Source organism: Streptococcus sp. k-163, from assembly GCF_013277555.1.
GTDB lineage: Bacteria > Bacillota > Bacilli > Lactobacillales > Streptococcaceae > Streptococcus.
In genome coordinates, this window is sequence record NZ_VMND01000012.1 from 1 (window position 1) to 12,923 (window position 12,923).

At 40.7% G+C, this 12,923-nt stretch carries 12 protein-coding genes and 1 pseudogene; 9 read left to right on the forward strand and 4 right to left on the reverse strand.

Features of this window, described 5'->3' with window-relative positions; genetic code table 11:
* Both HT731_RS04405 and birA read right to left on the reverse strand, forming a co-directional pair.
* Positions 1 to 404, reverse strand: a 404-nt coding sequence (locus HT731_RS04405) for a transposase family protein (protein WP_173277819.1), incomplete at its 3' end; no start/stop codon positions are given.
* 275 nt (positions 405 to 679) lie between these two features.
* Complete coding sequence (gene birA, locus HT731_RS04410; protein ID WP_061759209.1) at positions 680 to 1,615, reverse strand: bifunctional biotin--[acetyl-CoA-carboxylase] ligase/biotin operon repressor BirA; 936 nt, start codon at positions 1,613 to 1,615, stop codon at positions 680 to 682.
* Positions 1,616 to 1,897: 282 nt separating this feature from the next.
* Here birA and HT731_RS04415 point away from each other — a divergent pair, with 282 nt between their 5' ends.
* The 6 genes and pseudogenes from HT731_RS04415 (at position 1,898) to pnuC (ending at position 7,299) form a co-directional block, all read left to right on the forward strand.
* A complete protein-coding gene (locus HT731_RS04415; RefSeq protein ID WP_061759210.1) occupies positions 1,898 to 3,091 on the forward strand; it encodes an O-antigen ligase in 1,194 nt (397 codons plus the stop codon).
* Between the two features lie 145 nt (positions 3,092 to 3,236).
* Positions 3,237 to 3,680 (forward strand): MarR family transcriptional regulator, encoded by a 444-nt coding sequence (locus tag HT731_RS04420; RefSeq protein WP_173277822.1) that lies wholly within the window; start codon positions 3,237 to 3,239, stop codon positions 3,678 to 3,680.
* Between the two features lie 34 nt (positions 3,681 to 3,714).
* Positions 3,715 to 3,906 (forward strand): annotated as a pseudogene (locus HT731_RS04425) (polyketide cyclase); the annotation flags it as partial.
* A gap of 14 nt (positions 3,907 to 3,920) precedes the next feature.
* Complete coding sequence (locus HT731_RS04430) at positions 3,921 to 4,649, forward strand: ABC transporter ATP-binding protein (protein WP_061759212.1); 729 nt, start codon at positions 3,921 to 3,923, stop codon at positions 4,647 to 4,649.
* Positions 4,642 to 6,162 (forward strand): ABC transporter permease/substrate-binding protein, encoded by a 1,521-nt coding sequence (locus HT731_RS04435; RefSeq protein ID WP_061759213.1) that lies wholly within the window; start codon positions 4,642 to 4,644, stop codon positions 6,160 to 6,162. The genes HT731_RS04430 and HT731_RS04435 overlap by 8 nt, the downstream gene beginning before the upstream one ends.
* Positions 6,163 to 6,492: 330 nt before the next feature.
* On the forward strand, positions 6,493 to 7,299 hold the full coding sequence (gene pnuC, locus HT731_RS04440; RefSeq protein ID WP_061759215.1) for a nicotinamide riboside transporter PnuC: 807 nt from the start codon (positions 6,493 to 6,495) through the stop codon (positions 7,297 to 7,299).
* Between the two features lie 165 nt (positions 7,300 to 7,464).
* Here pnuC and HT731_RS04445 read toward each other — a convergent pair whose 3' ends face one another.
* The gene (locus HT731_RS04445) at positions 7,465 to 8,001 is read right to left on the reverse strand and encodes a TetR/AcrR family transcriptional regulator (RefSeq protein ID WP_061759217.1); all 537 of its coding nucleotides are present in this window, start codon (positions 7,999 to 8,001) and stop codon (positions 7,465 to 7,467) included.
* A gap of 132 nt (positions 8,002 to 8,133) precedes the next feature.
* Between HT731_RS04445 and HT731_RS04450 the strand changes: the two genes are divergently transcribed.
* Positions 8,134 to 8,991, forward strand: coding sequence for a cation diffusion facilitator family transporter (locus tag HT731_RS04450; RefSeq protein ID WP_061759219.1), 858 nt, complete (start codon positions 8,134 to 8,136; stop codon positions 8,989 to 8,991).
* A gap of 61 nt (positions 8,992 to 9,052) precedes the next feature.
* On the opposite strand, the gene galR is transcribed toward HT731_RS04450, so the two are convergent.
* Positions 9,053 to 10,057 carry a DNA-binding transcriptional regulator GalR gene (galR, locus tag HT731_RS04455; RefSeq protein WP_173277824.1) on the reverse strand — a complete coding sequence of 335 codons (1,005 nt, stop codon included), beginning with the start codon at positions 10,055 to 10,057 and terminating at the stop codon, positions 9,053 to 9,055.
* Between the two features lie 164 nt (positions 10,058 to 10,221).
* On the opposite strand from galR, the gene HT731_RS04460 reads away from it, so the two are divergent.
* On the forward strand, positions 10,222 to 11,400 hold the full coding sequence (locus HT731_RS04460) for a galactokinase (RefSeq protein WP_173277825.1): 1,179 nt from the start codon (positions 10,222 to 10,224) through the stop codon (positions 11,398 to 11,400).
* A gap of 18 nt (positions 11,401 to 11,418) precedes the next feature.
* Positions 11,419 to 12,900 (forward strand): UDP-glucose--hexose-1-phosphate uridylyltransferase, encoded by a 1,482-nt coding sequence (locus tag HT731_RS04465; RefSeq protein ID WP_173277962.1) that lies wholly within the window; start codon positions 11,419 to 11,421, stop codon positions 12,898 to 12,900.
* Positions 12,901 to 12,923: the final 23 nt, after the last annotated feature.

A 12,923-nucleotide genomic window follows, 5' to 3' on the forward strand; every position in this document is an offset into this window, starting at 1 on the left:
ATGACAGTTGAAGTTGAAATAGACAACTGATGAGCAATGTCGGTCATAGAATTCTTTTCGATCAACTTTTGAGCAATCTTTTGGTTGACGATACGAGGGATTTGGTGATTCTTCTTGACGAGAGAAGTCTCAACCACCATCATTTTCGAGCAATGATAGCACTTAAAACGACGCTTTTTAAGTAGGATTCTAGTAGCCATACCAGTTGTTTCAAGGTAAGGAACCTTAGACGGTTTTTGAAAGTCATATTTCTTCATTTTGCTTCCGCAATCAGGACAATACGAGGCATTATAGTCCAGTTTAGCGATGATTTCTTTGTGGGTATCCATATTGATGATATCTAGAATTTTGATGTTTGAGTCTTTGATATCGAGTAATTTTGTGATAAAATGTAGTTGTTCCATAGGATTCTTTCTAATGAGTTGTTTTGTCGCTTTTCATTATAGATCTTATGGGACTTTTTTTCTACACCAAAATAGTCTCTATAATATCCATAGGGGATTTACCCACTACAGAAATTATAGAGCTTCTTTGTCAACTATAGTAGATTGAAATAAGATATGAACAAATCGATTAGGAAAATCAAATTAAATTCTAGAAATGATTTAGCAGTCACTATGTAATAATCTAACTTCAATCAACTACATATTGTCGATTTTATGGTTGTGCTTGTTTATTACTACTTCCAACTCTTTAGTGAAATTTCTCCGCTATTTAGCCAGATTTCTTTTCCGTTATCACATTGAACTAAAAGTTTTCCACTTTCAGAGATATCTTTAGCAAGTCCTTTGTAGTCTTTTTGATCTAGTGTAAAAGTCACTTCTTTTCCTAGAACGAAGGACTGTTTTTTGTATAGGTATAATAGCTCTTCTGCTGGTGTTTCGAAGAAAGCACGCCAAATCTCTATGATTAATTCATTTCTTGTTATAGGTGCTGGCACTTTAAATAAACTAGCAGCTTTTTCTTTTAATTCTTGAGGGAAGTCTTTGATAGCAAAGTTGATTCCTACTCCAATAATGATATCTGTGACTAAGCCTGTTTCTACAGAGGTCATTGCCTCAGTTAGGATTCCTCCAATTTTATGATTTTTGAGGTAGATATCGTTGACCCATTTTATGTCGACATCTATTAAAGTTAGGTTTTTGATGGCTTTATAGATAGCTCCAGCTACAAGCAGTGTGTAGGATGGTAATTTATCATAGGGGAGATTTGGTTTAAGATGGAGGGTCATATAAATGCCCCCTTGTGGGGAGTAGAAAGAACGTTGAAAACGGCCTCGGCCAGCTGTTTGATAGGAAGCTAGGTAGAGAGTATTTGCTTCATTCCCTAAATCAATTGCTTCTTTTGCATCTAGTTGTGTCGATTTTGTTTCTGGTTTAAAACTGACATTAATTGGAAGATTTTTTTCTATAATATCTGGAAGAATAAGGTCACCATTCATCAGTTTATATCCTTTGTTTTTGATACTATCAATTTCAATGCCTTCTTGTTCTAGACGCTTGATGGATTTCCAAATTGATGTTCGGCTTAGGGATAGTTCTTCTGCGATTTTTTCTCCGCTGATATAGTCGGTTTCTTTAGATAGGATTTGGTACACAGCTTGGTAGGATTTCATAGTGTTGCCTTTCGCAATGAATAGTTTATGCTTTGAATTTAGTCTGTATAATTGCTTATGATCTATATTTTATTACTACTATTTTAACATATGCCTAGTCTTTACGGTATGATTTTCTTGGAGTAAATGTAGTACTAATGATTGAGTTTTGAAATCTCAGTATTTTTGCTCCCTTTTTACCTAGTAAACGTTTCCTTTGTTTTCAAATTGCTAAAAAAGTGGTACAATATAGGATAGCTTACTATTATCTGAATCAGTTGATTTGGAGAGAAAGGATTCATTTTGAAATCAATAGGCTTTATTAAAAAGCTGAAAGGGTTGTCTAGTAAAGAGCTTATTTTATTGGGAATTATCCTGAGTATCTTTTTACCCTTTTATCTTTTTGTAGTTGTATTCTGTTTATATATTATCAGTTTGATTTTTACAGGAGACATGAAAAGTATTCTTCAGAAAATGGGGGAGCATCCGATGCTGCTTCTTTTTCTTGGCTATAGTACTGTTATATCCGTTTTTGCACAAAATTGGATGGGTCTTGTGGCTTCAGTAGGAATGTTTCTATTTACTGTTTTCTTTTTGCACTATCAGTCGATTTTATCACATAAATTCTTTCGATTGATTTTGCAGCTTGTCTTGTTTGGTAGCGTCTTGTCAGCTGCTTTTGCGAGTTTAGAACATTTCCAAATTGTGAAGAAATTCAACTATGCTTTTCTGTCACCCAATATGCAGGTATGGCATCAGAATCGTGCAGAAGTGACCTTCTTTAATCCTAATTATTATGGAATTATTTGTTGTTTCTGTATCATGATTGCCTTCTATCTGTTTACAACGACCAAGTTGAATTGGTTGAAAGTATTCTGTGTGATTGCAGGCTTTGTGAATCTCTTTGGTTTGAACTTTACGCAGAATCGAACTGCCTTTCCTGCTATTATCGCTGGAGCCATTATTTATCTCTTTACGACCATTAAAAACTGGAAGGCCTTTTGGCTTAGTATTGGGGTCTTTGCGATTGGCCTGAGTTTCCTCTTTTCCAGTGATTTGGGAGTTCGGATGGGGACTTTAGACTCTTCTATGGAAGAACGAATTTCTATCTGGGATGCTGGGATGGCCTTATTTAAGCAAAATCCTTTCTGGGGTGAAGGGCCATTGACCTATATGCACTCTTATCCTCGGATACATGCTCCTTATCATGAACATGCTCATAGCCTTTATATTGACACGATTCTAAGTTACGGAATTGTGGGGACTATTTTACTAGTTTTGTCTTCTGTTGCTCCCGTTCGCTTGATGATGGATATGAGTCAGGAGTCGGGGAAACGTCCGATTATCGGTCTTTATCTATCTTTCCTTACAGTGGTTGCTGTGCACGGAATCTTTGATTTGGCCCTCTTCTGGATTCAGTCAGGTTTTATTTTCTTGCTAGTTATGTGCAGTATTCCGTTGGAGCATCGAACGTTGGTATCGGACATGACAGATTAAGTTTTATAAGATTGAAATCTTCTACCTTGGGTAGGAGATTTTTTTACTAGGAAAAATTATTTCTAAATCGAAATAGTTGACAGATAGAATGACGAGTGTTACAATTACTTTATTCGTTTCGATATAGAAATAAATTGGAGGTGTCATGAAAGATAGTCATTTGGTAGCCCATCATATTCGTTTGTTGAATGGGAGGATTTTTCAAAAGTTACTTAGTCTAGATCCTGAAGCTCTTTATAGGAGTGAGCAGGGGAAGATTTTAGCGGTTTTATGGAATAGTGAAACAGGCTGCGCAACTGCGACAGATATTGCTCTTGCGACGGGGCTTGCGAATAATACACTGACGACTATGATAAAAAAGCTAGAAGAACAAAAGCTTGTAACCGTTAGTCCGTGTGGAAAAGACAAGCGTAAGAAGTATTTAGTTTTAACGGAGTTAGGCAAGTCCCAGAAAGAAGTAGGACATCGTGTTAGTCAGAAATTGGATACGATCTTTTACAAAGGATTTTCAGAGGAAGAAATTCGTCAGTTTGAAGGTTTTCAAGAAAGAATTTTGGCTAATCTGAAAGAAGAGGAAAATGAGATTTAAAATGGAGCAAATTAGCTGTTTATAAGTAAAGGCCACTTTCGACTTTGTTTTCCAACTCTTAGGACAAGGAAACTATGTGGTTAGCTATGGTCAGACTCAGATTGATGGAGTTGCTTATGCCCAGTACGATATCTTCCGTCTAGAAAACGGAAAAATTGTGGAGCATTGGGACAATAAAGAAGTTATGCTTAGGGTAGAAGACTTGACCAATCGAGGTAAGTTTTAAATTGAGGATACAGAATGATTGAATATAAAAATGTGGCGCTACGCTACACAGAAAAAGATGTCTTGAGAGATGTTAATTTACGGATTGAGAATGGCGAGTTTATGGTTTTAGTAGGGCCTTCTGGCTCAGGTAAGACAACCATGCTTAAGATGATTAACCGTCTCTTGGAACCGACTGATGGAAATATTTATATGGATGGCAAGCGCATCAAAGATTATGATGAGCGGGAACTGCGTCTTTCTACTGGTTATGTTTTACAGGCAATTGCACTGTTTCCCAATCTAACGGTTGCGGAAAATATTGCCCTGATTCCTGAGATGAAGGGATGGACTAAGGAAGAAATTGCTCAGAAAACAGAAGAGTTTTTGGCTAAGGTTGGCTTGCCAGTAGCTGAGTATGGGCATCGTTTGCCTAGTGAATTATCTGGTGGGGAGCAACAGCGTGTTGGAATTGTACGGGCTATGATTGGCCAGCCTAAGATTCTCCTAATGGATGAACCTTTTTCGGCTCTTGATGCTATTTCGAGAAAACAGTTGCAGGTTCTGACGAAAGAATTGCATAAAGAATTTGGGATGACAACTATTTTTGTAACCCATGATACGGATGAAGCCTTGAAATTGGCGGACCGTATTGCTGTCTTGCAGGATGGAGAGATTCGTCAGGTGGCGAATCCCGAGACAATTTTAAAAGCGCCTGCAACAGACTTTGTAGCAGACTTGTTTGGAGGTAGTGTTCATGACTAATTTAATTGCAACTTTTCAGGATCGTTTTAGTGATTGGTTGACAGCCCTATCTCAACATTTGCAGTTGTCACTTTTGACCTTGTTACTAGCTATTTTTATTGCAGTCCCCTTAGCGGTATTTCTTCGTTATCATGAAAAGATGGCGGACTGGGTCTTGCAGATTGCAGGGATTTTCCAGACCATCCCGTCTCTGGCCTTGCTGGGGCTCTTTATTCCCTTGATGGGAATTGGAACCTTGCCTGCTTTGACAGCTCTAGTGATTTATGCGATTTTTCCGATTTTGCAAAATACCATCACTGGACTCAAGGGAATTGATCCGAGTCTGCAAGAGGCTGGGATTGCCTTTGGGATGACCAGATGGGAACGTCTCAAGAAGTTTGAAATTCCACTTGCCATGCCTGTTATGATGTCTGGGATTCGGACGGCAGCTGTCTTGATTATCGGTACGGCAACCTTGGCTGCCTTGATTGGTGCAGGGGGGCTGGGTTCCTTTATCCTTTTGGGAATTGACCGTAATAATGCCAGTCTGATTTTGATTGGGGCCCTTTCTTCTGCAGTGCTTGCCATTGCCTTTAACTTCCTACTAAAGGTGATGGAAAAAGCAAAATTGCGGACGATTTTTTCTGGTTTTGCCTTGGTGACCATATTGCTTGGTTTGTCTTATAGTCCAGCTCTTTTGGCTCAAAAAGAGAAAGAAAACTTGGTTATTGCTGGGAAATTGGGACCGGAACCAGAAATTTTGGCCAATATGTATAAACTCCTTATTGAAGAAAATACCAGTATGACTGCGACTGTTAAACCGAATTTTGGAAAAACAAGCTTTCTCTATGAAGCTTTGAAAAAAGGCGATATTGACATCTATCCTGAATTTACAGGAACGGTGACTGAAAGTTTGCTTCAACCATCACCCAAGGTGAGTCATGAGCCAGAGCAGGTTTATCAGGTAGCGCGTGATGGTATTGCCAAACAGGATCATCTAGCCTATCTCAAACCTATGTCTTATCAAAATACCTACGCTGTAGCTGTTCCGAAAAAGATTGCTCAAGAATATGGCTTGAAGACCATTTCGGACTTGAAAAAAGTGGAAGGGCAGTTGAAGGCAGGCTTTACACTTGAGTTTAATGACCGTGAAGATGGCAATAAGGGCTTGCAGTCAATGTATGGTCTCAATCTCAATGTAGCGACCATGGAACCAGCCCTTCGCTATCAGGCAATTCAGTCAGGTGATATTCAAATCACGGATGCCTATTCGACTGATGCGGAATTGGCGCGTTATGATTTACAGGTCTTGGAAGATGACAAACAACTCTTCCCACCTTATCAAGGGGCTCCACTCATGAAAGAAGCCCTTCTCAAGAAACATCCAGAGTTGGAAACAGTTCTCAATAAATTGGCTAGTAAAATTACTGAAAGCCAGATGAGCCAGCTCAACTACCAAGTCGGTGTTGAAGGCAAGTCAGCAGAACAAGTAGCCAAGGAGTTTCTACAAGAACAAGGTTTGCTGAAGAAATAGCTTGAAAAGCTAGACTCAACTTGCTTAAACGACTATATAGAAAATGCTCAGACAATGTCGTCTGGGCTCTTTTGATTTTAGGGTTATTGAATGTCACTTAAAATGGAAAGAAAGAGAAAATTTTCAGGAATTTCTAAAAATTTACTGTAAATACACTTGACTATTCACAAAATAGGTGTATAATGTGTTGTGAACTACTTAACAAATAAGGATTTTCAGCTCATGTCGACTAAGGTTGGGAATCTTGTGTATAGACAGTTCATTATCTAATAGAGCGTTGCGTCCGAAAGTCTATCTAGACACGGCTCTTTAAAAACAAAAGGAGAAATGATGCATACTTATTTGCAAAAGAAAATTGAAAATATCAAAACAACTCTAGGTGAAATGTCAGGTGGTTACCATCGTATGGTTACGGCTATGGCTGATTTAGGATTTTCAGGAACTATGAAGTCTATCTGGAATGACCTCTTTGCCAATCGTAGCTTTGCCCAGTGGCTTTATTTGCTGGTTTTAGGAAGTTTTCCTCTCTGGCTGGAGTTGATTTATGAACACCGTATTGTTGACTGGATTGGGATGATTTGTAGCCTAACTGGGATTATCTGTGTTATCTTTGTATCGGAAGGTCGGGCAAGTAATTATCTTTTTGGCTTGATTAACTCTGTTATTTACCTTATTTTGGCCCTACAGAAAGGCTTTTATGGTGAGGTACTGACGACACTTTACTTCACAGTCATGCAGCCAATTGGACTTCTAGTTTGGATTTATCAGGCACAGTTTAAGAAGGAAAAGCAGGAGTTTGTCGCGCGTAAACTGGACGGCAAGGGCTGGACAAAGTATCTTTCCATTAGTGTTCTTTGGTGGTTGACCTTTGGATTCATTTATCAGTCTATCGGTGCCAATCGTCCCTATCGTGATTCAATCACAGATGCGACCAATGGGGTAGGGCAAATCCTCATGACAGCTGTTTACCGTGAACAGTGGATATTCTGGGCAGCTACCAATGTCTTTTCAATCTATCTCTGGTGGGGAGAAAGCCTGCAAATCCAAGGGAAATATCTAATTTATCTCATTAACAGTCTAGTTGGTTGGTATCAATGGAGCAAGGCTGCTAAGCAGAATACTGATTTACCTAACTAGGAAAAGATGTTTGAAAGTGCTGTTTTGAGATTTCGATTAAAACAGATAGAGTTGATAATCAAGGATTGGATATGATGAAAAAGAGGAGCAGTAGTTCCTCTTTTATTGTCGAAAAGATAAAAACTCAGTAGCCTGGGCATAAGGCAACTGAGCTCTAGTCTGTATTTAGTCTTTAGAAATGAGAAGGTCTAGATAAAACTGGACAACTTCCTGATTTGTGAAGTCTTGACCTTTTTTGAGCCACCAGGTCAATGTTTCGATAAAGTTGGTTACAACTAAGTGTTGGAGATAAGAAGCAGGCAGACTTGGGTGTGCTTCTTTCAAATCATCAACCAGCATGGGGTAGACGTGGTGTTCCAACTCTCTCTGGAGTTGGCGGAGGAAGTAGTCATTCTTGGAGAATAGCAGACTGGTGATATGGTCTTGATTTTTCTGAAAATGCAGAAAGAGGTGGGCGAGGTAATCTTCGGTTGAAATGGCTTGCTCTCTTTCAAAAAGATGATGGAATAGGTAGCGGCAAAGCTCGTCCAGAAGCAGCTCCTTGCTCTCATAGTGACAGTAAAAAGTAGAACGTCCCACATCTGCGAGATCAATAATATCCTGAACAGTAGTGGCCTCGTAGCCCTTAGTGTTCAAAAGTTGTAGAAAAGCTTGATAGATGGCTTTTTTTGTTTTACTGATACGGCGGTCAATGTTAGTCATATGGACACTTGAGGCAAATTGTTCAGAACTGAATAAAGCTGACCTTTTGCTTCTATCCTTTCTTTGAGTTTTAGTGGATAATGATAATGAACAAGGTGTTCATAAATCTATTATAACAAAGGAATGAGAAAGATGAAGGCAAAATATACTGTTTGGGTAGCTTTTTTCTTAAATTTAAGCTATGCTATTGTTGAGTTTATTGCAGGAGGAATCTTTGGTTCGAGTGCTGTTCTTGCTGACTCGGTGCATGACTTGGGAGATGCGATTGCTATTGGGATCTCAGCCTTTTTGGAAAGTATCTCCAATCGTGAAGAAGACAGCCACTATACCTTGGGCTACAAGCGTTTTAGCCTTTTAGGAGCCATGATAACGGCTGTGATTCTTATGACAGGGTCCGTTTTGGTCATTTTGGAAAATATAGCGAAAATCTTTCATCCACAATCGGTCAATGATGAGGGGATTCTCTGGTTAGGAATTATTGCGATTATTATCAATGTGCTAGCGAGTCTCGTCATTCGCAAAGGACAAACCAAGAACGAATCCATTCTCAGCCTGCACTTTCTGGAAGATACCTTGGGTTGGGTGGCTGTCATCCTGATGGCCATTGTTCTTCGATTTACCGATTGGTATATCTTGGATCCGCTCTTGTCTCTTGCTATTTCCTTCTTTATTCTTTCAAAAGCCCTTCCACGTTTTTGGAGAACGCTCAAGATATTCCTCGATGCAGTGCCAGAAGGAGTAGATATCCAGAAAATCAAGACGGATTTAGCAGAATTGGACCATGTCGCTAGTATCAATCAGCTTAATCTCTGGACTATGGATGGTTTGGAAAAAAATGCCATTGTCCATGTTTGTTTAAAAGAGATGGAGCATATGGAAACTTGTAAAGAATCTATTCGAATTTTCCTCAAAGATTGTGGCTTTCAAAATATTACCATTGAAGTTGATGCTAACCTAGAAAGTCACCAAGCACATAAGCGAAAGGTGTGAGTTGGAGCGGAATCATAGAGATTATTAGAGAAACAGCCTTGCTAGAGGTAGTTTTGTAATCCTAATCATTCCTTGTACTTTCTCTTAGAGTCAGTCTGGTTCCCAGCATAGTAAGGCTAGGGATTTTGCGACCGTGGAGTACTTCCTTGTTAAGAATATCCATACCTGCTCGGCCCATTTCTTCGGTATAGACGGTGATGCTAGAAAGGGGAGGATAAACTTGCTTGGTCAGGCTGGTGTCGTTAAAGGAAATAAGACTGACGCGGTCTGGCAGGCTGATTCCAGCTTCTTGGAGGGCACGGAGGGCACCTATAGCTAAACTATCGCTGGCTGCGAAAAAGGCTGGCGGGAGTTGGTCTCCCAAGTTCTGAATGGCCTCTTTCATTAAGTCATAGCCAGACTGGGCAGTAAAGCTTCCTTGAAAGACCAGTTCATCATGATAGATTCCCTTCGCTTGACTGTAGTTTCTGAAGTTTTCCAGCCGCTTATCCTCAATGATTTCTTCTTGGTCGGTTGTTTCCTCAAGCCCTGTTAGAATTCCGATACGATCAAGTCCTTGGCTGAGGAAATAATCGACAACTTGTTTCATGGCAGTATAAAAGTCCGTAATAATACAGGTATGTCCTAGCGAAAGAGTATCACTGTCTAGAAAGACAAGAGGCTTTTGGTATTCTTCAAAGGCAGAAATCTGAGCTCGGCTAAATTTTCCGATGCAGAGAATCCCAATCACTTCCTCGCTTAGGGTAAAAGGATGGTCATTAAAATAGCGTAAGATATCATAGTCCAGTTCTTGGGCTCTTTTTTCTATGCCTAGGCGAATCTGGTAGTAGTAGAGGTCGTCTAGCTCCCCTTGTTCGCTGACCCATTGGATAATGGCAATCTTTTGCTTGGGCTTGTGGGACTCGCCTGTCTTGAGGTGCTTGGTGTAGCCCAGCTCTTCAGCAACGGTTAAAATACGGTGTCTGGTTTCTTCTGTAACAGATAGGCTCTGGTCGCGGTTGAGGACACGGGATACGGTCGCGATAGAGACAGAGGCTAGCTGTGCAATGTCTTTTAAGGTAGCCATAAATCCTCCTTTTTTAAGGTTAGTATATCATATTTTTCTGCTTTTTACTGATAGTTTAGTAAAAGTTTAGTAAAAAGGATTGACCTTGGGAAATCCCTTGGATACAATAGAAGAAAACGATTACACGTTAAGGTGACTTAACGGACAGTAAAAGGAGAAATCATATGACACAACATCTTACTGCTGAAGCTCTTCGTAAAGACTTTCTTGCTGTTTTTGGTCAAGAAGCAGATCAAACATTCTTTTCACCAGGTCGTATCAACTTGATTGGTGAGCACACAGACTATAATGGTGGACATGTATTTCCAGCAGCTATTTCCTTAGGAACTTACGGTGCAGCTCGTAAGCGTGACGACCAAGTCTTGCGTTTTTACTCAGCTAACTTTGAGGACAAGGGCATTATCGAAGTGCCTTTAGCGGATCTCAAGTTTGAAAAAGAGCACAACTGGACCAACTATCCAAAAGGGGTTCTTCATTTCTTGCAAGAAGCTGGGCATGTGATTGATAAAGGTTTTGATTTTTATGTTTATGGGAATATCCCAAATGGTGCTGGCTTGTCTTCTTCTGCATCCTTGGAACTCTTGACAGGAGTCGTGGCAGAGTATCTATTTGATTTAAAACTAGAGCGTCTCGATTTGGTTAAAATCGGAAAACAAACAGAAAACAACTTTATCGGAGTCAACTCTGGTATCATGGACCAGTTTGCTATCGGTATGGGGGCAGACCAACGTGCTATTTACCTAGATACCAACACTTTAGAATATGATTTGGTGCCACTTGATTTGAAAGACAATGTCGTTGTTATCATGAACACTAACAAACGCCGTGAGTTGGCGGACTCTAAATACAATGAACGCCGTGCCGAGTGTGAAAAAGCAGTGGAAGAATTGCAAGCTGCCTTGGATATTCAGACCTTGGGTGAATTGGACGAGTGGATCTTTGACCAATATAGCTATCTGATTAAAGATGAAAATCGTTTGAAACGTGCTCGTCATGCTGTGCTTGAAAACCAACGTACCCTCAAAGCTCAAGCAGCCCTTCAAGCAGGAGATTTGGAAACATTTGGTCGTTTGATGAATGCGTCACACGTCTCTCTAGAACATGATTATGAAGTAACTGGTTTGGAATTGGATACCCTTGTTCACACAGCTTGGGCACAAGAAGGAGTTCTTGGTGCTCGCATGACAGGGGCAGGTTTTGGCGGATGTGCCATTGCCTTGGTGCAAAAAGATGCTGTTGATACCTTTAAGGAAGCTGTAGGCAAACACTACGAGGAAGTAGTTGGATACGCTCCAAGTTTCTATATCGCTGAAGTTGCAGGTGGCACTCGCGTCCTTGACTAGTCAAAAGGAGGCTTTATGGTGACCTTAGTAGATAAATTTGTAACACATGTCATTTCTGAAAGTTCATTTGAGGAAATGGATCGAATCTACCTGACCAATCGTGTCTTGGCACGAGTGGGAGACGGTGTTTTGGAAGTTGAGACGGATCTGGATAAAGTGATTGACCTCAAGGACCAGCTGGTTGAGGAAGCCGTTCGATTAGAGACGATTGAGGATAGTCAGGCTGCGCGTGAAATCCTTGGTGCTGAATTGATGGACTTGGTGACCCCTTGTCCAAGTCAGGTCAATCGTGACTTTTGGGCCACCTATGCTCAATCTCCTGAGCAAGCGATAGAGGATTTTTACCAACTCAGTCAGAAAAATGACTACATCAAACTCAAGGCCATTGCTAAAAATATCGCTTATCGTGTTCCATCTGACTACGGTGAACTTGAAATTACCATCAATCTCTCTAAGCCTGAAAAGGATCCGAAAGAGATTGCGGCAGCCAAGTTGGTGCAAGCTAGCAATTATCCCCAGTGTCAGCTTTGTCTAGAGAATGAGGGTTACCATGGTCGGATAAACCACCCAGCTCGCAGCAATCACCGTATTATCCGTTTTGAAATGGCTGGTCAGGAATGGGGCTTCCAGTATTCGCCCTATGCCTACTTTAATGAGCATTGTATCTTCTTAGATGGTCAGCATCGTCCCATGGCCATTAGTCGTCAGAGTTTTGAACGTTTGCTGGCTATCGTAGAGCAGTTTCCAGGATATTTTGCTGGATCTAATGCCGACTTGCCGATTGTGGGAGGGTCTATTCTAACTCATGATCATTATCAGGGAGGCCGTCACGTCTTTCCTATGGAATTGGCTCCCTTGCAAAAGACTTTCTCTTTTACTGGTTTTGAGCAGATCAAGGCTGGTATTGTCAAGTGGCCTATGTCAGTATTGCGTTTGACTTCGGATTCCAAAGAAGATTTGATCAACTTAGCTGACAAGATTTTGCAGGAATGGCGCCAGTATTCAGATCCTATTGTGCAGATTTTGGCAGAGACAAACGGGACACCGCATCACACCATCACACCTATAGCCCGTAAACGCGATGGCCAGTTTGAGTTGGACTTAGTCTTGCGGGACAATCAGACTTCAGTAGAACATCCTGATGGTATCTATCATCCCCATAAGGATGTTCAACATATCAAGAAGGAAAATATCGGCTTGATTGAGGTCATGGGCTTGGCTATCTTACCACCACGTCTGAAAGAAGAAGTGGAGCAAGTCGCTAACTACCTAGTGGGAGAAGGGGAGACAGTTGCCGATTATCATCAGGAATGGGCATACCAACTCAAAGCCCAACATCCAGACCTAACAGATAAAGAAAAAGCTCTTGAAATCGTCAAGGACTCTGTGGGTGCTATCTTTGCTCGTGTGCTTGAGGATGCAGGAGTCTACAAGCAGACGGAGTATGGACAGGCAGCCTTTATGCGCTTCGTAGAGCAGGTCGGTATTTTGCCAGGCTAGGAGCTTTCTCCTTGCACAGTTCT